General features: G+C 71.5%; 16 protein-coding genes. 4 read left to right on the top strand and 12 right to left on the bottom strand.

What is annotated here, in order from left to right:
- The first annotated feature begins 26 nt into the window (after positions 1-26).
- Complete coding sequence (locus tag IT780_RS29225; RefSeq protein WP_233413683.1) at positions 27-575, top strand: hypothetical protein; 549 nt, start codon at positions 27-29, stop codon at positions 573-575.
- On the opposite strand, the gene IT780_RS29220 is transcribed toward IT780_RS29225, so the two are convergent.
- The 6 genes from IT780_RS29220 to IT780_RS29195 all read right to left on the bottom strand — a co-directional run bounded on the left by IT780_RS29220 (position 556) and on the right by IT780_RS29195 (position 7,137).
- A complete protein-coding gene (locus tag IT780_RS29220) occupies positions 556-1,971 on the bottom strand; it encodes an APC family permease (RefSeq protein WP_199515012.1) in 1,416 nt (471 codons plus the stop codon). The two genes, IT780_RS29225 and IT780_RS29220, sit on opposite strands and share 20 nt — an antisense overlap.
- Positions 1,972-2,093: 122 nt before the next feature.
- Positions 2,094-3,083 carry a zinc-dependent alcohol dehydrogenase family protein gene (locus IT780_RS29215; RefSeq protein ID WP_199515011.1) on the bottom strand — a complete coding sequence of 330 codons (990 nt, stop codon included), beginning with the start codon at positions 3,081-3,083 and terminating at the stop codon, positions 2,094-2,096.
- On the bottom strand, positions 3,080-3,916 hold the full coding sequence (locus IT780_RS29210) for a carbohydrate ABC transporter permease (RefSeq protein ID WP_199515010.1): 837 nt from the start codon (positions 3,914-3,916) through the stop codon (positions 3,080-3,082). Before IT780_RS29210 ends, IT780_RS29215 begins: the two co-directional genes overlap by 4 nt.
- Entirely contained in the window at positions 3,913-4,842 is a 930-nt protein-coding gene (locus IT780_RS29205; RefSeq protein ID WP_199515009.1) for a carbohydrate ABC transporter permease, read from the bottom strand. The genes IT780_RS29210 and IT780_RS29205 overlap by 4 nt, the downstream gene beginning before the upstream one ends.
- 101 nt (positions 4,843-4,943) lie before the next feature.
- Complete coding sequence (locus tag IT780_RS29200; protein ID WP_307831442.1) at positions 4,944-6,308, bottom strand: ABC transporter substrate-binding protein; 1,365 nt, start codon at positions 6,306-6,308, stop codon at positions 4,944-4,946.
- A gap of 67 nt (positions 6,309-6,375) precedes the next feature.
- Positions 6,376-7,137, bottom strand: a complete 762-nt coding sequence (locus IT780_RS29195) for a DeoR/GlpR family DNA-binding transcription regulator (RefSeq protein WP_199515008.1) — start codon at positions 7,135-7,137, stop codon at positions 6,376-6,378.
- Between the two features lie 381 nt (positions 7,138-7,518).
- On the opposite strand from IT780_RS29195, the gene IT780_RS29190 reads away from it, so the two are divergent.
- Both IT780_RS29190 and IT780_RS29185 read left to right on the top strand, forming a co-directional pair.
- Positions 7,519-9,807 (top strand): putative bifunctional diguanylate cyclase/phosphodiesterase, encoded by a 2,289-nt coding sequence (locus tag IT780_RS29190; protein WP_199515007.1) that lies wholly within the window; start codon positions 7,519-7,521, stop codon positions 9,805-9,807.
- A 291-nt stretch (positions 9,808-10,098) separates the two neighbouring features.
- Positions 10,099-12,336, top strand: coding sequence for an MMPL family transporter (locus tag IT780_RS29185; RefSeq protein ID WP_199515006.1), 2,238 nt, complete (start codon positions 10,099-10,101; stop codon positions 12,334-12,336).
- Positions 12,337-12,447: 111 nt separating this feature from the next.
- Here IT780_RS29185 and IT780_RS29180 read toward each other — a convergent pair whose 3' ends face one another.
- The 6 genes from IT780_RS29180 to IT780_RS29155 are packed head-to-tail and all read right to left on the bottom strand — an operon-like array spanning position 12,448 to position 18,604.
- Entirely contained in the window at positions 12,448-13,479 is a 1,032-nt protein-coding gene (locus tag IT780_RS29180) for a right-handed parallel beta-helix repeat-containing protein (RefSeq protein ID WP_199515005.1), read from the bottom strand.
- Positions 13,476-14,441, bottom strand: a complete 966-nt coding sequence (locus tag IT780_RS29175) for a hypothetical protein (RefSeq protein WP_199515004.1) — start codon at positions 14,439-14,441, stop codon at positions 13,476-13,478. Before IT780_RS29175 ends, IT780_RS29180 begins: the two co-directional genes overlap by 4 nt.
- Positions 14,438-16,033 (bottom strand): hypothetical protein, encoded by a 1,596-nt coding sequence (locus IT780_RS29170; protein WP_199515003.1) that lies wholly within the window; start codon positions 16,031-16,033, stop codon positions 14,438-14,440. Before IT780_RS29170 ends, IT780_RS29175 begins: the two co-directional genes overlap by 4 nt.
- Before the next feature lie 18 nt (positions 16,034-16,051).
- Positions 16,052-17,092 carry a pseudaminic acid synthase gene (gene pseI, locus IT780_RS29165; protein WP_199515002.1) on the bottom strand — a complete coding sequence of 347 codons (1,041 nt, stop codon included), beginning with the start codon at positions 17,090-17,092 and terminating at the stop codon, positions 16,052-16,054.
- The gene (locus IT780_RS29160) at positions 17,089-17,556 is read right to left on the bottom strand and encodes a GNAT family N-acetyltransferase (protein ID WP_199515001.1); all 468 of its coding nucleotides are present in this window, start codon (positions 17,554-17,556) and stop codon (positions 17,089-17,091) included. The genes pseI and IT780_RS29160 overlap by 4 nt, the downstream gene beginning before the upstream one ends.
- A 4-nt stretch (positions 17,557-17,560) precedes the next feature.
- Positions 17,561-18,604: a glycosyltransferase family 2 protein gene (locus IT780_RS29155; RefSeq protein ID WP_233413682.1), complete on the bottom strand. Its 1,044-nt coding sequence runs from the start codon at positions 18,602-18,604 to the stop codon at positions 17,561-17,563.
- Positions 18,605-18,723: 119 nt separating this feature from the next.
- Between IT780_RS29155 and IT780_RS29150 the strand changes: the two genes are divergently transcribed.
- On the top strand, positions 18,724-21,018 hold the full coding sequence (locus IT780_RS29150; RefSeq protein WP_199514999.1) for a putative bifunctional diguanylate cyclase/phosphodiesterase: 2,295 nt from the start codon (positions 18,724-18,726) through the stop codon (positions 21,016-21,018).
- The last annotated feature ends 19 nt before the right edge of the window (positions 21,019-21,037 follow it).

Below are 21,037 nucleotides of genomic sequence, written 5' to 3'. Positions count from 1 at the left end.
TGCAATTGTGGTGTCACCATGCGGTGATGGACTCCTGGGCTCGCGCGCCGCGCTGGCTGCATCCGCACATGGGAACGATCACGGTCGACGGCCGGGTGCCGCAGGCGTACATGGTGGCGCTGCAGCACGTGGTCGTGACGCTGGACGCCGACCCCGCCTGGGGACGATGGTGGCGCGATTCCGGCGTACCGGAGTGCGAGCTCGGCATCGTCGCCGAGGGCGCGCTCGACCACCTGCGGCCGAGCGCCGACATCCGGAAGGTACGCGGCAAGATCCGCGCCAACTTCACCTGCGCGGCCCCGCCCGGCGCGGGCAACCGACCGGCGGAGCTCTTCCCGCTCGCGGTGCGCGAGGTGACCGGCATGTTCGAGGTCATCCGGCAGGCCATCGGGCTGGCGGCGCTGCCACCCGTACCGCCCCTGCCCGAGCTGCCCGAGCAGGCGCGCGACCCCGAGGTGACGTGCAAGCCGCTGCCGCCGGACACCGGCGAGGTGGAACAGCAGGGCTACCTCACGCTGACCCAGATCCAGGAGTTCTTCGGCGACGAGCCCTCGGTCAACCGGCCAGGCGCTTGACCCGTTCCGGCCGGTGCGCCCCGGGCAGCCGGGGACGCGGCACCGGCACGGCCGGCGGGGTCACCACGACCGCCCGGCCGCCCAGGCCGATGCCGGCGTAGACGACCGGGCGGACCGCGCGCAGGACGAGCGCGTACGCCACCCCCAGCACGAACGCCGCGGCCGACACGATCATCAGCTCCCGGAAGTGCTGGTACGCCAGATAGCTGAGCGCTCCGAACACGACGGTCGACACGCCGGGCGAGACGAACCGGCGCAGGAACCCCTCCCCCTCCGGATCGCGGTTGAGAAAGAGCAGCGTGGCCAGGGACGCCAGGGTGAGCAGGAGCAGGACGCCGAGCCCGCCGCCGAGGGCGAGCCGCTGCCCGAGCGGTGCGACCGGCCCCAGACCGGCCAGCACCCCGCCGGCGATGACCAGCCCGGCGGTGAGGCTCTGGGTGAGCGACGCGGGGCGCACCCGGGACAGGCCCGCGGGCAGCACCCGCTCCCGGGCCAGCCCGACGAGGTAGCGGACGACCGTGTGGTGCAGCGCCAGCATGGCGGCGAGCAGCCCGGTCACCAGCACGATCCGGCCGGCCGTGACGGCACCCGGCACGAAACGCGCGGCGGCCAGGTCGAAGATCAGTTCCGGCCCGCGCTCGGCGGCCCGGGCGGCGATCCGGTCCGGCCCGGCGGCGACGGTCATCGCCCAGCTCGCGGCGGCGTACAGCAGGGTCAGCACGAGCACCGAGAGGGCCGCCGCCCGGCCGATGCGGCGGTGCGGGCGGACTTCCTCGCTGTACGCGGCCGTCGTCTCGAAGCCCACGAAGGCAAGCGCGCCGGCGACCAGCAGCAGCCCGAGCACCGGCCGGGAGACACCGAGGTACGCGGGGTCCAGAGCCGCCGTGGTCAGCCGCCCGCCGGGCGGGTCGAGCAGGTTCGCGACGGCGTACCCGCAGATCACCGCGATCTCGGCGAGCACCAGCGCGGCCAATGCCCAGGCCGTGACCTCGACGCGGACCAGTCCGGAGACGGCCACCACGGCCCAGCACGCCAGCGCCACCGTCCACCAGGGAGCCCGGACCAGCGGGGCCGCGGTCGCGCCGACCACGCCGTAGAGCCCGATCTGCAGGGCGTTGTACGACAGCAGCGCCAGCCATCCCGCGCCGACACCGAACGGGCGGCCGAGCCCTCGCGCGACGAAACCGGACAGGGCGCCGGCGTGCGGCAGGCGGTGGGCCATGCGGGCGTACCCGGGGATGCCCGCGAGCAGCAGCAGGCCGAGACCCGCGAAGAGCAGCGGGAGGGCGAGCGGGCCGCCGCCGGCGTACGCGCCCGGCACGGCGGCGGAGACGATCGTCAGCGGGGTCGCCGTGGCGAGCGCGAAGAACACGAGCGGCGCGGGTCGCGGAGACATCGCTCCATTGATCCCGATGGCGGGCGCCGCCGACAACGTCTTGTGACGAGTAACTAACTAATAGTGAGAAGAATGGCACGAACGTCGGCCGGCCCCCGCCAGGGCCGGCCGACGCCCGCGACTCAGGGCTCGATCAGGATCTTGCGGCCGACGCCCGCCCGGAACTGCTCCAGCGCCTCGGCGTACGACGCCAGCGGGAAGCGGTGGCTGACGAACACCTCCGGGTCGAGCAGCCCGGACGCCATCAGCTCGCCGGCCCGGTCGAAGCTGTGCAGCACGGCCATCGAGCCGGTGATGGTGATCTCGCGCCGGTAGATCTCGTACGGCTCGATCTCCACGCGGGCGTCGTACGCGGACACCCCGAACTGCAGGAACGTCCCGCCGCGCCCGACCCGCCCGAGCCCGTCCTTGATCGCGGCCGGCACCCCGGTGCAGTCGATCACCACGTCCCACCCGCGCGGCGCGTCGAGCTCGTCGGCGCTCGTCACCGCGGCGGAGCAGCCCAGCCGCTTCGCCGTCTCCAGCCGGGCCGGGTTCAGGTCCACCATCGACACCGAGGCGGCGCCGGCCCGCTTCGCCAGCTCCATCATCATCAGGCCCATCGTGCCCGAGCCGTAGATGAGGAACGTGTCGGCCAGGTTCCGGGGCAGCACGTCGAAGCCGCGTACGGCACACGACAGCGGCTCGATCAGCGCCGCGTCCTTCGCCGCGAGGTGCGCGGGCAGCTTGAACAGGTTGGCCATCGGGGCGAGGACGTACTCGGCCGCCCCGCCGGACTTGGAGACGCCGATCGCGTTCCAGTTCTCGCACTGGTTGCCGCGGGCACGCTTGCAGTAGTAGCAGTGCCCGCAGTACAGCGACGGATCGACTGCGACCTGGTCACCGACGTCGTACCCGGCGACCTCGGCACCCACCGCCACGATCTCCCCGGCGAACTCGTGCCCGGGGATGATCGGGAAGGCCGGCGCGAATTCGCCGTCCATGATGTGCAGATCGGTGCCGCAGATCCCCACGGCGGCCGGGCGCACCACGACGTCCTGAGGCCCGGGCGCCGGGTCCGGCACCTCCTGGATCTCGATCGTCCCCGGAGTGACCACGACGGCTGCCTTCACTTCACCGCTCCCATCGACAGACCTCGGACCAGCTTGTTCTGCGCCAGCCAGCCGGCGATGAGCACCGGCAGCGAGAGCAGCGTCGCCGCGGCGCAGAGCCGGGCGAGGAACAGGCCCTCGGAGGAGATGAAGCCGACCAGGAAGATCGGCGAGGTACCCGCGTTCGTCGCGGTCAGGTTCACCGCCAGGAAGAACTCGTTCCAGGCGAAGATGAAACAGATGAGCGCCGTCGCGGCCAGGCCCGGCGAGACGATCGGCAGGATGATCTTCCGGATCGAGGTGAGCAGGCCGGCGCCGTCCACCTCGCCCGCCTCCAGCACCTCGCGCGGCACCTCCAGCAGGAACGAACGCATCATCCAGACCGCGAGCGGCAGGTTCATCGATGTGTAGAGGACGACCATGGTCCACACGTTGTCGAGCATGCCCAGGTTCTTGACCAGTAGGTACACCGGCAGCAGCGCGGCGACCGCGGGCATCATCTTGGTGGAGATGAAGAAGAACAGCACGTCGGTCCACTTCGCGACCGGGCGCAGCGACAACGCGTACGCGGCCGGCGTGGCCAGCACGATCACGAAGAGCGTGGAGAAGACGCTGGCCATCAGCGAGTTCAGCAGGAACGGCGTGATGTTGCGGTCGAAGACCGCGGCGTACTGGTCGAGCGTCGGCGTGAACACCCAGGTCGGCGGGTTGCTGGCGGCGTCCTGCTCCTGCTTGAAGCTGGTCAGCACCATCCAGATCACCGGGAACACGAAGACGATCCCCGCGACCCAGGCCACGACCCCCCAGACCGAGTTGGCCAGCCGGCGCTTCGCGGGCGCGGCGAGCGTGGTCATCGGCTCTCCTCCATCCGGAACAGGCTCGAGATGACGCGCAGGGCGAACGTCGCCACGATGATCGTCAGGATCACCACGATCACGCCGGCCGCCGACGCCTCGCCGTACTCGAACTTGCGGAACGTGGTCAGGTAGATCTCGTAGGGCAGGTTCGTGGTCGCCGACCCGGGGCCGCCCTGGGTGATGCTGAAGACCGCGTCGAACGTGTTGACCAGGTAGATCGAGCCGAGCAGAGCGCCCAGCTCGAGGTACTGACGCAGGTGCGGCAGCGTCATCTTGACGAAGATCTGCCACGCGTTGGCGCCGTCGACGCGCGCCGCCTCCAGCACCTCCTCGCTCTGCGACTGCAGCCCGGCGAGCAGGATCAGCATCATGAACGGCGTCCACTGCCACACCAGCGTGGTGATGACCGCCGCCTTCGGGTACGACGAGATCCAGTCCGTCGAGCCGCCGAAGAGGCCGTTGATGAGGCCGTACGCCGGGTTGTAGATCGCGTGCTTCCACAGCAGCGCCGCGGCGATCGGCATCACCAGGAACGGCGTGATCAGCAGCGTGCGGACCACGGACCGGCCGACGAACTTGCGGTCCAGCAGGACGGCCAGGGCCAGCCCGAGGATCATCGAGAAGATCACCGCGCCGGCGGTCAGCAGCACGGTGTTGAGCAGCGCCGACCGCAGCCGCGTGTCGGTCAGCACGGTGACGTAGTTGTCCACGCCCACGAACGGGCGGTCGCCCGGGCGCAGCGCGTTCCAGTCCAGCGTGGACAGGTAGATGGTGACCAGGAACGGCACCTGGGTCACGACGATGGCGAAGATCAGGGCGGGCAGCAGCGGCGCCCGGCGGACCCAGCGCTCCTTGGCGCCGCCCTTCACGGGCGCCACCGGGGCCTCCGGCTCCGGGTCCGTCCGAGTGATGACGTCGGTCATTGGTCGGCCTTCCGGTAGGGATGTGGCCTTCAGTCAGGTTGTGGGTGGTGGCGGGATGGTTGGACGGGGGCGCCGCACGATGCGCGGCGCCCCCGTGCGCGCTACTTGTAGTTCTTCGCCACGTCCTCGGCGAGCTTCTGACCGTCCGTCAGGGCCTTGTCGACCGAGCTGCTGCCCGCGATCGCCGCGCTGACCTCCTGCGACACCTTCGTGCCCAGGTCGGCGAACTCGGGGATGCCGACGAACTGCACGCCCAGCGCCGGCCGCGGCTGCACGCCGGGGTTCTGCGGGTTGGCGTGCTCGATGGAGCCGAGGGTCACGTCCGCGAACGCCTTCGCCGACTCCTTGTACTCCGGGATCGAGTACGTCGACGTGCGCTTGCCGGAGGGCACCCGGGACCAGCCGAGGTTCTTGCCGACGAGCTGCTCGTAGTCCTTGCTGGTGGCCCAGGAGATGAACTTCCAGGCGGCGTCGGACTTCTTGGTGGTCTTCGGCATGGCCCACGCCCAGGTCCACAGCCAGCCGGAGTACTCGGTCTTGTTCACCGGCGCGTACGCGTAGCCGACCTTGCCGGCGACCTTGGAGGCCTTGGGGTCCTCGAGCGTGCCGGCGGCCGAGGTGGCGTCGTACCACATGGCGGCCTTGCCCTGGCCGAAGGTGTTCAGGCACTCGGTGAAGCCGGCCTGCGGGGCGCCCGACTCGCCGTACTGCTTGACGAGGTTGACGTAGAAGTTCGTGGCCTCCTTGAACTCGGGCGAGTTGACCTTCGGCGTCCAGTCCTTCTCGAACCAGGTGCCGCCGTACGTGTTCACCACGGTGGTCAGCGGGGCGAAGAGCTCACCCCAGCCCGGCAGGCCGCGCAGGCAGATGCCGGCCACGCCCTTGTTCTTGTCGTTGAGCTTCTGCGCGAAGTCGGCGACCTGGGCCCACGTCGGCTTCTCCGGCATCGTGAGGCCCTTGGCCTCGAACATCTCCTTGTTGTACATGAGGAACGACGACTCGCCGTAGAAGGGCGCCGCATACATCTTGCCGTCGTCGCCGGTCAGCGACTGGACCATCGGCTTGATCAGGTCCGCGGAGTCGTACTTCGGGTCCGCGCCGGCCTGCGTCGACAGCTCGTGCAGCCAGCCGTTCTTGGCCCAGATCGGCACCTCGTACGCGCCCACCGTCGCGACGTCGTACTGCCCGCCCTGGTTGGCGACGTCCTGCGTGACCTTGTCGCGCAGCTCGTTCTCCGGGAGGATCGTGAACTTCACCGTGATGCCGGTCTGCTTGGTGAAGTTGTCGGCGGTCAGCTTCTGGATGTCCTCCATCTGCGGGTTGCCGACCATCAGCGCGGTGATGGTGTTGTCCGCGGAATCACCGCTGCCGGACGAGCCGCCGGCGCCGGAGCACCCGGAGAGCGCCAGCGCGCCCGCGGTCGCCCCCGCAATCAGTATCGAAAGCTTCTTCCCTGGTTTCTGCACGACGGATCCTCCGTTTTAGGACATGCGTGAGCCGCACCGATTACGGTGCTTTTCTTCTCGAGGTTCTCTAGACCCGGATCACCTGAGGACCGAGTCGTGAATAGCGGTGCGCCTCGGACGCCGGCAGACCGGTGTCCGTGACCAGTGACTCGAAATCGGATACCTCGGCAAAACGGCAGAAGGTCCGTACGCCGAATTTCGTGTGCAGGCCGGCGAAAATGCGGCGGCGGGCGGCCCGTACCGCCTGTGCCTTCACGTCGGCGACGGCCGGGTCCGGGGTGGTCAGCCCGACCTCGCGGGAGATGCCGTTGGCGCCGACGAAGGCCAGGTCGATCACGAAGCCCGCCAGCATGGTGCTGGCCCAGTGGTCGACCGTGGCCAGCGTGCGGCCGCGGACCCGCCCGCCCAGCAGCAGCACGGTGACCGGGGTGTTGGTGGACAGCCAGGCCGCGGTGTTGAGCGAGGCGGTCACGATGGTCAGCGGCCGGTCGGTGGGCAGCGCCTCGGCGATCAGCTGCGGCGTGAAGCCCTCGTCGATGAAGATGGTCTCGGCGTCACCCAGCAGGGCGGCGGCCGCGGCGGCGATACGTCGCTTCTCCGGAACCCCACGGGTGGTACGGATGGCGAGATCGGTCTCGAATTTCGCGGTCTCCACCGGATAGGCGCCGCCGTGCGTGCGCCGCAGCAGACCGTGCTTTTCCAGCAGCCTCAGGTCGCGCCGAATGGTTTCCGCGGAGACGGCGAGTTCGGCGGCGAGTTTCGCGACGTCCACCTCGCCTTGGCGCCGCGCCAGGGCGACGATCTGATGCTGCCGCTCCTCCGCATTCAATGCGCACCTCCGCCGCCACCGGTATCGGCAGGTGAGCGCTCCTGCCGTGGACCATTTGTAACACCGGGGAAACGTGTGGTCCCCATCACAAGCCACGGTGATTCGGTGGGTCTCTGCCCGATTACGTGTGGCCCCGGCCCGCGCAATATCATCTCACGGCCGGACGAAAACGGACGAAAGTCGTGCCCGAATGGTCGAGGACGATGCCCGGTTCGTGCCCGAGGGTGTGAGCTCGGTAGCGCCGCGCGTGTGTGTTCGGGCGTGAGTAAGGCCTCGGAACCGCCGAGCGGCCGGTCCGCGGGCGCCGCGCCGGCACCGCTTGACCAAAACGGTCACGGCAAAACGCTCAGCTCCCCCGGCCCGGGACCGACAGACGGGGTCATGGGCATGCTCGCAACCCGGCAACTGACGGCGTTCCTCTCAGCGGTCGCCGACCGACCGGACGGACCCGCGGCGCAGTACGCAGCCGTGGAGTGCGCCGCGCGTGCCCTCAGCGCGGACTTCGCCGTGCTCACCATGGACGCCGGCGTGGTCGCCTCCGTCGGGCCGGCAGCCGGGCACGTACCCGTCACCGCCCTCAAGGAGATCGCCGCCGGTCACCGCGCGGAGCTCGAGCTCGGCGACACCTCGTACGCCGTCGCGTACGCGCCCGTCGACGGTCCGGAACCCGGGCTGCTGGTGCTCGGCCGGGCCGGCGGCGCCTTCTCCGACGAGGAGGTGTGCCTGCTGCGGGGCATGGCCCGCGTCCTCGAGCTCAGCCTGCAGACCCTGCACGTCATGGCGGCCCAGCGCCTGCAGACCGAGGAGAACGGGCGCCTCACCGCCACGCTGCACGAGCGGCAGCGGTTCTTCGACCACCTCACCGGCGTCCAGCGGCTGATCGCCCGGCGCGCGCCCCTGCAGCACATCCTCGACTCCATCACCACCTCCGCCGCGGACCTGCTCGGCGTCGAGATGGCCTCGCTCAACCTGCTGGAACGCGACGACCCCTCGGTCGGCACGATGGTCTCCAGCGTCGGCTTCGCGCCTGACATCCTGCCCCGCATGCACCGCGTACCGCTGCCCTCGGCCGGCGTCGCAGGGCTCGCGGTGATGGGCGACGAGCTGGTCATGGTCGAGGACTACGAGAACTGCCCGATCGCGATCCCCGAGGTCGTCCGGTCCCACATGAAGGCCGTCATGGCGGTGCCGGTGCACGAGAACGGCACGGTGATGGGCTGCCTGACCGTCGGCACGTACACCGCGCCGCGCGAGTGGGACAAGCCGGCGCAGGACATCCTCCGCGCGTTCGCCGAGCACGTCAGCCTGGCGCTGACCGACGCGCAGACCCTCGAGGCGATGAACCAGGCGTTCCACGACTCGCTCACCGGGCTCGCCAGCCGGGCGCTGTTCCTCACCCGCCTCGAACGGGCCTTCATCGCCGCGTCCGAGGCCGGCGCCGGCGTCGCCGTCCTCTTCGTCGACCTCGACCGGTTCAAGGTGGTCAACGACTCCCTCGGTCACGCGGCCGGCGACCAGCTGCTCGTCGGCGTGGCCGAACGGATCACCGCCTGCCTGCGGTCCGCCGACACCGCGGCGCGGCTGGGCGGCGACGAGTTCGCGGTGCTGCTGCCGATGGCACACGGCGTGACGGAGGCCCTACCGGTGGCCGAGCGGATCCTGCAGGCCCTGCGCGAGCCGTTCGAGCTGGCCGGCAAGGAGACGTACGTCAGCTGCAGCATCGGGATCGCGTACCAGCCGGCCGCCGGGGTCGAGGACGCGCAGGAGCTGATGGTGCAGGCGGACCTCGCCATGTACCAGGCCAAGAAGCACGGCAAGGACCGCCTGGAGGTCTTCGAGCCGGCGATGCAGGCGTCGTTCCAGGCCGGCCTGCAGCTGGAGGCGGACCTGCGGCGGGCGGTCGTCCGCCACGAGTTCCAGCTGCGCTACCAGCCGATCGTGCACCTGCGGACCGGCGAGATCATCGGCCTCGAGGCGCTCGTGCGCTGGCTGCACCCCGAGCGCGGCATCATCCCGCCGCTCGACTTCATCCCGCTCGCCGAGGAGACCGGGATGATCGTCCCCATCGGCGAATGGGTGCTGCGTGAGGCGTGCCGCCAGGTCGCCGCCTGGAACGCCAAGCGCGCCGACGGCCGTGCGCTGAGCGTCAGCGTCAACATGTCCGCGGTCCAGCTCGACCAGCCGGACCTCCCGGCCGTCGTCTCCTCGGCGCTGCACAACAGCGGCCTGCCGGCGAGCTGCCTGGTGGTGGAGCTGACCGAGTCGCTGCTCGTCGACCACCGCACGTCGACGCTACGCCAGCTCGAGCAGATCAAGGAGCTGGGCGTCCGGCTCGCGATCGACGACTTCGGCACCGGCTACTCGTCGCTGGCGTACCTGCGCCGTTTCCCGGTCGACATCATCAAGATCGACAAGAGCTTCGTGGACGACGTCGGCGACGAGCCCGCCGCCGCGGCGCTGACCCTCGGCATCATCCAGCTCGGCCAGGCCCTGAGCCTGTCCACCGTGGCCGAGGGCATCGAGGACGCCGGCCAGCTGAGCGAGCTGACGGACGGCAACTGCGAGCTCGGGCAGGGGTACTACTTCGCGGAACCGCTGACCGAGACGGCCATGGACGAGCTGCTCTTCGGCGCGGACCGAGGCGTCCCGGACGCCGAAATGAGCCGGTGATCGGCTGACGCTGCCGCCCGCGGCGGCCATGCATGCTGCTTTCCCGTCACGACCCCGGGGGTGGACCCTGAGCCCGTCTCAGGGTCGTGCGGCCGTCGCGTCCTCCGCCGGGGCGAGCAAGATCCCCACGCAGTGCCGCGTACGCCATCAAATCGTGCATCCCGGCGGCCCGCCGACCCCCGCCGGCGCCCCGCCACGAATCGGGGTCGACCGCGGGTCCGACCCGGATGTTCCCAGCTCCCACCCTGCCTAGGTTCAGTTTCGACACAGAAACGAGCAGGGGGGCCAGCGATGGGCAAGCGACCGGTCACAGTACGGCTCGCGCGGTGGAGCGCGGAGCATCCATGGCGGGCGGTGGCGTTGTGGGTGGTGTTCGTGGCCGTCTGCTTCATCGGGGGCAACGCCGCCGGGCTGCAGGAGTCCACTGCGGAGGACATGTCCGTGGGCGAGTCCGGCCGGGCCGGCGTCATGATCGAGGCGGGCCGGTTCGCGGACGAGCCGGCCGTCGACAATGTCCTGATCACCGCCCGCTCCGGGGCGCTGGACAAGAAGACGGCCGGGGACGCGGCGGCCGCCGCCACCGACCGGTTGCGGACCGTGCCGGGGGTGGCGGAGGTCGGCAAGGCGATCCCGGCGACCGACGGCTCGGCGCTGCTGGTGCCGATCACGATGAGCGGCGACCCGGAGACCGCCTCCGACCGGGTGGAGCCGCTGCGCGCGGCGACCGCCGAGGTCCAGCAGCGGTACCCGGACCTGCGCGTCGAGCAGGTCGGCGGCCCGTCGATCAACAAGGCGCTCGACGACACGCTGGGCAAGGACTTCAAGCGGGCGGAACTGCTGAGCCTGCCCGTGACGCTGGCGATCCTCATCATCGCGTTCGGCGCGCTCATCGCCGCCGGCATCCCCGTGCTGCTGGCGCTCTCCTCGGTGGCCGCCGCGATCGGCTTGTCCACACTGGCCTCGCACCTGATCCCGGCCAACGACTCCACCTCCAGCGTCATCCTGCTCATCGGCATGGCGGTGGGCATCGACTACTCGCTGTTCTACGTACGCCGGGAACGGGAGGAACGGGCCCGGGGGCGCGGGCACGTCGACGCCGTCGAGCTCGCCGCGGAGACCTCCGGGCACGCGGTCGTCGTCTCCGGCACGGCGGTCATCATCGCCATGGCCGGCCTGTTCCTCGCCAACGACGCCATCTTCTCCTCGCTGGCCGTGGGCTCGATCCTCGTCGTCGCCGTCGCGGTGATCGGCTCGCTGACCGTGCTGCCGGCCCTCCTCGCCAAGCTGGGCCGCTGGGTGGACCGGCCGCGGGTGCCGCTGCTGTGGCGCCTCGCCGCGCGGCGTACCACCGCGGACGGCCAGGTGCAGCCGAGCCGCTTCTGGTCGGTCGTGCTGCGCCCGGCGCTGCGCCGCCCGCTGCCCACTCTGCTGGTCAGCGTCAGCCTCCTGCTCGGCCTCGCGGCGCCCGCGCTGGGCATGCAGCTCAAGTTCCCGGGTACGGAGGACCTGCCCCGCACCACCCCGGCCATGCAGGCGTACGACCGGCTGGCGGCCGCGTACCCGAGCAACGGCACCAACCACATCGTGGCCGTCCAGGCACCGGCCGACCAGGCGCCCGCGGTCAAGGCGGCCCTGACCCGGCTCGCCGCGAGCACCGAGGGCGACCGGCTGTTCGCCGCCACCGAGCAGGGCGGCCCCGAGATCAAGGTCTCACCGGACCGGCGGGTGACCACGCTGTCGGTGGCGACGCCGTTCGCCTCCCGCAGCGACGAGGCGGTGCAGTCGCTGCACCGACTCCGCGAGAACCTCGTGCCGGCGGCGCTGGGCGGGCTGAGCGGAGCCTCGTACGCGGTCGGCGGCGGCGTCGCCGAGAGCGAGGACTACGCCACGCACATCTGGCACAAGCTGCCGATCGTCGTCGGTTTCGTGCTGCTGCTGACGTTCCTGGTGATGGCATGGACGTTCCGCTCGGTGGTCGTGGCGCTCACGTCGATCCTGCTGAACCTGCTCTCCGCGGGGGCGGCGTACGGCCTGCTCGTGCTGGTCTTCCAGAACACCTGGGCGGAGGGCGCGCTGGGCTTCACCTCGATGGGCGCGATCGTCACGTGGCTGCCGCTGTTCCTGTTCGTGGTGCTGTTCGGCCTGTCGATGGACTACCACGTGTTCGTGGTGAGCCGGATCCGCGAGGCGGTGCTGCGCGGCGTACCGAACCGGGAGGCTGTGGCCGAGGGCATCACCGGCTCGGCGGGCGTGGTCACCAGCGCCGCCATCGTGATGGTCGCGGTCTTCTCGATCTTCGCCACGCTGTCCACGATCGACATGAAGCAGCTGGGTGTGGGGCTGGCCGCCGCGATCCTGCTGGACGCGACGCTGATCCGGGCGGTCGTGCTGCCGTCGCTGATGACGCTGCTCGGCGACGCCAACTGGTGGGCGCCGCGGCTGCTGCGGGGACGCGGACGGCACGCCGCCCACGGCCCGGCCGTCACGCCGAGCACGGAGGAACCCCGCGAGCTGGTGGAGGTCGGCTGAGCCGGAACTGACGGTGCAGGAGGGCCGGGGGTGGACGTGGCGGCGTTCACCCCCGGCCCCGTTCTGCGCCCGCCAACGGCGGAAACTCACGAAATCTTTCAGGAGCGTCGATTACACCGACGGCTTGGCAGCGACCCTACAGCAGGCGCCCGGCTCTGTGGGATGGTTCGACGACGCGATGATGTCGTGCAGCGCCACGCCCTCGGCCCGTTCCACGAGGATCGGGGACCACGCGTCACCGGTGCCGGTCCCGCGCAGCGTGCAGTCGCGGATCGCGGTGTCGCGGTAGCGCAGGACGCTGACCAGGCCGTCCACCTCGCTACGGCCCCAGCCGGCGACCCGCACCGCGTACCGGGGGCCGTGCCAGCTCACACACACGCCGGAGATGTCGATGGCGGAGCTCACGTGCTCCGAGGAGGTGACGAAGCGGTCGGTGTTGTCGCCCGGGAGCAGCCGGAAGCCCATCTCCACGCCGCGCAGGCAGGCGCCCTCGACCCGGACGTCGTGCACCGAGCTGAGGTAGAAACCCTCGATCGCGTCGGTCACCCGCAGGTCGGTGATCGTGAGGCGGTGCGGGTGGTACGTGGGTCCCTCGATCGTGGACACGTCCGCGCCGACCGCGCCCCAGTGCACCGCGACGCCCGTGTAGCCGCCCCGGATCGTCACGTCGTGCACGGTGAGGTCGCGGACCGCGCCCATGATCGCGATGCAGTTGGCGTGCTTCTCCTCCGGGCGCTCGACGTGCACGCGCCGGAGGTCGACACCGGAGATCCACTCGGGGGTCCCCGGGTAGAGGTAGTCGCCGACCGTGATCGCCGTACCGCGGTCGCCCCCGTGCTCACCCGGGTCCGCCGGCGGCGGCCGCAGGCCCAGATCACTCACGGACACGTCGGAGCCGACGATGTGCAGCACCGGGTGCCCGGTCGTACCGGTGGACCCCAGCCAGGTGCCGGGAGGCCCGCCGTTCGCGCCGGCCACCTCCGAGCCGCGTACGGTCCAGCCGCCGGGGACGCGCAAGCCGTCGGCGAGCGCGTGCGTACCGGGTGGGAGCTCCAGCTTCCCCGGCGGGACGGTGTCCAGCACCTCCTGCAGCAGCCGGCGGTTGCGGTCCGGGTCGGCGCCGAGCACCGGTCGGTGGATCATCGGCCCGGCACCAGGACACGGCAGGACAGGCCCCGGTCGCCCGGGTCGAGACCGATCAGAACCGGTCCCTCGGCGGCACCGGTGCGGCGCACGTCCAGGCCACCGGCACCGCGGCCCACGACCTCCAGGCCCACGGGTACGCCGGTCAGCAGATCGATCGCCTGCACGCCGACGCCGGCGTGCGGGCGGGACTTGTGCACCTCGGCCACCACGCGGGTGCCGGCGCGGCGGGCGGCCCGGAGCACCTTGAACCCGGCACGGGCGGGCTTGCGGCGGGTCCACCTGTTCGACGGGGAGCGTGGGAGCGGCGGGGCCGGCGTCACCGGGGACAGCTCCAGGCGGAACCGCTCGGGGCTGCCGGGCGGCAGGACGGCGAGGTCACAACCCGTGTCAGGGTGTGCAGCCGGTGCTGCGGTCGTGGGGGGCTGTGCCCGTACCGAAATCTTGTCGATCCGCACGCCCAGCGCGGAACGCGCGGAATACCGGCCCTCCGCCCACCCGGGTCGCGGGGGTTCGGCGAGCTCGACCATCAGCAGGCCGTCGCCGTCCAGCTCGGCCGCGGTCAGGTCGAACTCGAGCGTGAGCTTCGCGCCGCCGGCGCGCCGCAGGCCCTGGCGGCGGGCCAGCACGGCCGCGCCGCGCAGCCGGCCTTGCGCCCGCAGCAGCACCACCCGGGGCAGCTCGGGTGCGAGCCGCGACGGGCGCACCCGGTCGGACCACCAGCGGGTGCCGACCTCGTCCAGGTGGATCTGCACGGCGACCCGGGTGCCGGCGCCGGGGCTGCTGACCTTGAGCCCGACCGCGCCGTGGTCGCCGGTCACCCGGCCCACGATGCCCTGCCCGCGCACCACCTGGTCGACGATGCCCAGGCCCGGGTCGCGGCCGCTGGTGACCTCGATCGGCAGGCCCTCGATGACGTGCTGCGGCTCGTCGTAGTCGGTCGCGAACCACGCGCCGATCATGCGCCCGCCCCGAGGTCGCGGAAGTCCGTGCGGGTGAGCATCGGCTCCTTGCGGGTCCACATGCGCGCGACCGACGCGAACAGCGGGTCGGCGTCGGCCTCGATGTGCCGGAACGTGGCCCGCATGGTCTTGAGCAGCGTGTCGGCCGGCCAGACCTCCCACTGCGGGACGAGCGGGGTGACCACGTCGGTGCCGCTGCGGTACAGCCACAGCCACAGCCGGGCCCGCCGCACCTGCTCCTCGCTCACCAGGTCGACGCCGTCGCGGATCGCGGCGATGCTCTGCTCGAGGGTCTTCCAGTACGCGTCCTGGTCCTCCACCACCGTGGACAGCCCGCACGAGCTCCACTCCGACCAGCCCGCCTGGATGACCGGGATCCCGTACGCCGGCAGCTCGTTGCTGACGCTGCCGCGCACGGTGACGCCGAGGTCGGTGAGGCTCCACAGCGCGTTCTTGCTGAGCGTGGCGCTGGGCCGGAACGCCATGTGCTTCACGCGCTTGTACTGCGTGGCGACCGAGTCGAAGAAGCCGGTCGAGTCGTAGAGCGCCTGGCTGGGGTGGTCGAGGAAGAGCCACTGCGCGTCGGTGTTCTCCGCGGCGTACGCGGCCGTGTCGGCGAACCAGTCGGCGAGGCTGGGGAACAGCTCGCGGTTGGTGCCGAGCGCGTCCGACACCGCGTGGTTGAAGACCGTGACGACGGGCCGCGCCGGGTCGAAGCCCAGCCGGTCGACGACGTGGGTGCGCAGCCGGGCCCGCTCGGCCGGGTTGTTGAGGTCGACGGAGGCGGTGACGCCGCCACGCCACCAGCTCGGCCGGCCGAGGTTGACCTTGGCCCGCCAGGCCACCAGCTCGGCGTTCGGCCGCAGCTGCTCGTGCCGGGGCCACACCTGCGTCTCGAAGACGTCGCCGATCTGCCGGGTGAGCTCCTCGCGGAACGTGCCGGTGCCGGTGTCGGTCTCCGGGTAGAGCCCGTACGCCTTCAGGCATCCGGTCTGCTGGGTGTGGATGATCGGGACCCCGGCGCGGCGGGCCGACTCGACGGCCAGCCCCCACTGGTCGTAGTCGACGTGGCTGGTGACCAGCGCGACCACGTTGCGCCGCATCAGCTCCTCGTAGAAGTCCGAGAGCCGGGTGGCGTACGCGTGCCGCAGCCGGTAGTCCGGCCGCTCGCGGTAGCCCTCGGGCAGCCGCGGCACCTTGGCCAGCCGGCAGTACGTGGCGTCCGTGTAGGCCACGATGGTCTCGTCCGGCCGGGCCGGCGTGTCCGACTGCCGGACCCGGTCCCACACGTCGATGACCTCGGACGCGGCGAACGCCTCGGACACCTTGCGGACCACGCCGACGTCGAAGCCCTTCCACAGCGTGCGCATCCACGCGTCCTCGACGCCGGTCAGCACCACCATCCGGGCCGGGTGCAGCTTGCGGATGGCGTTGGCGAACGCCAGGTTGCGCAGGTTCACCCGGATGTCCTGGTGGAAGGCCTCCACCACGACCACCGCGTCGTCAGCGGGGTGCGGGAGGTTCTTCTCCCAGTAGACCGCCGCCGACTCCAGGAACCACTGGAGCTCCTTGCTGTTCGCGTTCAGCCACACCGTCTTGTTCCGTGCCTCTCAGATCAGGTCCCAGGACAGCGGCGTGCCCTTGGCCGCGTCCCGCTGGAAGGTGCGCCCGAGCACCAGGCCGATGGCGTCGGGGGCCAGGCCGCCGGTCGGGCGGATGGAGCGGACGTTCTCCTCGGTGACCGGGTCGCCCGCGCGCACGTCGGTCACTACGTACAGGGAGCGGCGGAAGCGCAGCCCCTCCTTCTCCGCCTCGGTGGGTCCGATGGCGGTCGTGCCCAGCGCCTGCCACGCCCGCTCGGACTCGACGACCAGCGCGGCGAGTTCCTGCGGCTCCAGCGAGAAGGCCGAGTCCACGCCGCCGTCGCCGCGGTCCAGCGTGACGTGCTTCTCGATCAGGCACGCGCCGAACGCCACGCTCGCGACCGGTACGCCGATCCCGAGCGTGTGGTCGCTGAGCCCGATCGGCACCCGGAACGCCTCGGCGAGCACCGGGATGCGCCGCAGGTTGGTGTGCTCGGGCGGGGCCGGGTACGACGCGGTGCACGAGAGCACGACGATGTCCCGGCAGCCGGCGCCGCGGGCGGCGTCCACCGCGGCGGCGATCTCCTGCACGCTCGCCATGCCGGTGGAGATGATCAGCGGCTTGCCGGTGCTCGCGCAGAGCCGGATCAGCGGCAGGTCGGTGATCTCCGAGGAGGCGATCTTGTACATCGGGGCGTCGAGCTTCTCGAGCAGCTCCACCGCCGTACGGTCGAACGGGCTGGAGAACGGGGTCAGGCCACGCTCCCGGGCGCGGTCGAAGATCGCCTCGTGCCACTCCCAGGGCGTGTGCGCGCGCTCGTACAGCTGGTAGAGGTACTCGTCCCCCCACAGCTCGTGGCCCTGGGAGATCCGGAAGCGCGGGTGCTTGACGTCCACGGTCATGGTGTCGGCCGTGTAGGTCTGGATCTTGATGGCGTGGGCGCCGGCCTCGGCGGCCGCGTCCACCAGCGCGAGGGCGCGGTCGAGGGAGCCGTTGTGGTTGCCCGACATCTCGGCCACGATGTACGGCCGCCGCCCGGCGCCGATCTCCACGTCGTCGACGATCACTGCTCAGTTCCCCTCTCGGTCCACACCACGGTCTGCGGCGTGCCGTCGATCAGCCGGTCGTAGCGGCGCGTCTCCCGGAAGCCGAAGCGCCGGTGCAGGGCCAGCACCTGCTTGTTGGCCGCCAGCGTCTCGCCGCCCAGCCGGGTCAGGCCCAGCTCGCCGAACGCGTACCGGACCGCGGCCTGCTCCAGGCGCATCCAGGTCGGCAGCAGGGCCGTGCCGAGCCCGGCGACGTCCAGGTAGAAGCTCCAGCTCGGCGGATCCGCACGCAGGTCGAAAATGACGACGCCCTTGTCGTCGAAGATCAGGATGTGCCGCCGCGGATCCGCGAGCGCCGCGTCCCACCACGTCGCGTGCTCCTCCGGCGTGATGACGTGCGTGGTCAGGCTGACCGCACGGACGTCCGGGTGATTACGCCAGGTGAGGACGGTGTCCCGATCGGCATCGACGGCAGCTCGCAGCACCGCGTCACCGTAGGGAGGCTGCTTGAGCCCGTTGTGGCGCCGAGGCGAGGGCCGGGCGAACCGCAGGTGACGGCTCGGGGTCGCGCCTCCCGATCCGGTACGCCTGCCGGAGCACCGCGTACAGCGGGTAGTTGTCCAGGCGCACCAGGCGGTGCTTGACCCCCGCTTCGCCGGGGTGGCCCGGGGGCAGGTGGCGGCGGTAGTGCGCGGCCAGCCGCTTGAAGAAGGCCCGGCGCGAGCTCGGGTGCAGGCGGCCGTCGTTGCCCGCCACGACCAGCAGGTGGTTGACCATCAAGGTGAACACCTGGTGACGCAGCCAAGGCTCGGGGTCGCGGGCGCCCACCCAGGCGAGCATGCGGTCGTACTGGTCGAAGGCCTCGAAGTGGCGCTCACTGCGGGTAGCGGTGATCGCGCCGAGCCGGCCGATGCGGTAGTGGTAGCAGACCCGGTCGAGCACCGCGATGCTCCGCGCACCGATGAGCACCGGGTTGCTGAACGGAACGTCCTCGTACCAGCCGGGCAGGAAGCGCAGGTCCAGCTCGGCCAGCAGCCCGCGGCGCACGATCCGGTTCCAGGCGGTGTGCTGCAGCTTGATCAGGCTGGGCAGCCGGGGGTCCTTGAGCGCGGCACTGCTCGCGTCGGGCTCCAGCCGGCCGTTCTCGTGCACCCGCAGGTGGTCGACGAGCAGCACGTCGGGGCGCTCGGCGCGCAACCGCTCCAGCACCGCCCGCACCGAGCCGGCCGGCAGCCAGTCGTCGCTGTCGACGAACCAGACGTACTCGCCGCTCGCCTCGGCCAGGCCGGCGTTGCGGGCCAGCCCCAGGCCGACGTTGCTGCTCAGGTGCACCACGCGCAGGTCGCCGTGGCGGGCCGCGTACGCGTCCAGCATCTCCCCGCAGCCGTCCGGCGAGGCGTCGTCGACGGCGATGACCTCGACGGCCGCGGACTCCTCAGCGGTCAGCCCGGCGCGGATCGACTCCAGGCACTGGTAGAGGTAGCCCTCGACCCCGTACACCGGGACGACCACGGACAGCAGCACGGCATTCATGCCCATCACGCTCGACGCCCAAGGTGACCAACGGGGGAACCCCGGTTGTCCGGGACACATCCGGGGCGAGGCGACCCGCAATTCCTCACCCCCGCCCTCCGGCGACCGATCTGGTGCACGTGACGACCGATCGCCTGCTGCGCGCCTCAGGAGCCTGCGCGGGTTTCGCGGCGGCCTGGTTCCTGGTGAACCTCGTGCACCCGGCCGGGCCCCGCGTACTGCTCTGGCTGCCCAGCGTCGTCGGCGGGATCATCCTGTTCACCGCGCTGGTGCGTACGGCCCGGACGACGGCCCTGCCGCTGCCCACCCGCCGGTTCTGGCGGCACATCGCCGCCGCCATGGCGTTCATCGGGGTGGGCATCTCGTCGCAGGCGGTCGACGTGCTGGCCGAGGCGCACCCGCGCGGCGACCAGACCGGCCCGGTCATGCTCGTCTCGTGCGGCCTCGGCGTGCTGATCATCATGTACGCCCTGTTCCGCCTCCCGCTGGACCGCCACTCGCCGGGAGAGCTGGTGCGCGTGGTGCTGGATGCGGCCACCGTGATGCTCGCTGCGGCCGTGTTCCTCTGGCACTTCAGCACCCAGCCCGCGCTGCGGCAGAACAACAGCACCGGCGTCTACCTGTCGCTGATGGTGACGATCATCGCCATGCTCGCCGTCTTCGCGGTGGCGAAGTTCGTGCTGTCCAGCCACACGTACATCGCCAACGCGGCGCTGCGGCTGCTGGCCGTCGCGATGTTCGTGGGGTCCGTGGCCCCGATGTTCCGGCCGACGTTCGAGGCCGTCGACGTGAGCCTGTTCCCCGACATGGTCAGCACGCCGCTCATCTACTGGATCGCCGCGGTCGCCGCGGCCCGGCAACGCAGCGCCGGGAACCGCCGGCCGCGCGGCCCGGTCGCGCCCCGGCGCAGGTCGTTCAGCCTGCTGCCGTACGCGGCGGTCGCGGGCGTCGACGGCCTGCTCATCTGGGTCACCTGGACGCACAGCTCGGACACCGGCGTGGTGGTCGGCTCGGCGGTGCTGCTGACCGCTCTGGTCGTCCTGCGCCAGGTCACCGCGTTCCGCGACAACAGCCGGCTGCTGGCCCGCCTCGACCACAGCGCCACCCACGACGGCCTGACCGGGCTGGCGAACCGGGCGCTGTTCCAGACCCGGCTGCACACCGCGCTGACCGCGCCCGGCGACCGGCCGGTGGCCGTGGCGCTGATCGACCTGGACGACTTCAAAGAGGTCAACGACACCCTCGGGCACGAGGTGGGCGACCTGCTGCTGGCCGAGGTGGCGCAGCGGCTGGCCGCCTGCGTGCGGGCCGGCGACACGGTCGCCCGGCTGGGCGGCGACGAGTTCGTCGTGGTCCTCGACGACGCGGACCCCGCCGCCGCCGACCTGGCCGCCGAGCGGATGACGCGGACGCTGCACGAGCCGGTGCACGCCGACGGCCACGAGCTGCCGATCCGGGCCAGCATCGGCATCGCGGACGGGCACAGCGGCGACGACCCGTCCGTGCTGCTGCGCCGCGCCGACGTCGCCATGTACGCCGCCAAGAAGCTGACCGGGACGGCGTACCTGCACTACAACCCGACGATGGCGACCGCGGGCGCGGACCACGCTCACCTCGGCGCCGAGCTGCGCGAGGCCATCGCCGACGACCAGCTCTTCCTGCTCTACCAGCCGATCGTGGCGCTCGACGACGGCCGGATCATGGGCGCGGAGGCGCTGGTCCGCTGGGCCCACCCGCTCCGCGGGGCGCTGGCGCCGGACACGTTCATCCCGGTCGCCGAGCGCACCGGGCTCATCGTGCCGCTGGGCCGGTGGGTCATGCGGACGGCGTTCGCGCAGCTCGCCCGGTGGATGGCCGAGCACGGCGACGCGGCCCCCGGCGTCCTCAACGTCAACGTGTCGGCGCGCGACCTGCGCGAACCCGCCTTCGCCGACGACGTGGCGGCCCTGCTCGCCGAGTACGCCCTGCCCGCCGACCGCATCGTCCTGGAGATCACCGAGACGATGGCGCTGGAGGCCGGCCAGCCCGTCCTCACCCTGCACCGGCTGCGGGCGCTGGGCGTACGCGTCTCCCTCGACGACTTCGGCACCGGCCACTCGACGCTGACCCTGCTGCACGACTGCCCGATCGACGAGATCAAGCTGGACCGCTCGTTCACCCAGTCGCAGATCGACGACCGGGTGCCGGTCTCCGCGGCGGTCATCCACCTCGCCCAGGCGCTGGGGCTGCACGCGGTGGCCGAGGGCGTGGAGACGGCCGACCAGGCGGAACAGCTGCTCGCGCTCGGCTACATCGCGGCGCAGGGCTACCACTTCGCCCGGCCCATGCCACCCGAGATGCTCAGCGAGCTGCTCGCGGCGGGCGGCTCACTCACGCCCGCCCTTTCAGGGTTGCCGGTGGCCGGTCGCGGGTAGGGAGAGGTGCGTAGGCACG

Origin of the sequence: Nucisporomicrobium flavum, from assembly GCF_016464385.1 — a bacterium.
Classification (GTDB): domain Bacteria; phylum Actinomycetota; class Actinomycetes; order Mycobacteriales; family Micromonosporaceae; genus Actinoplanes; species Actinoplanes flavus_A.
This window is presented reverse-complemented; position numbering and strand designations above follow the sequence as displayed.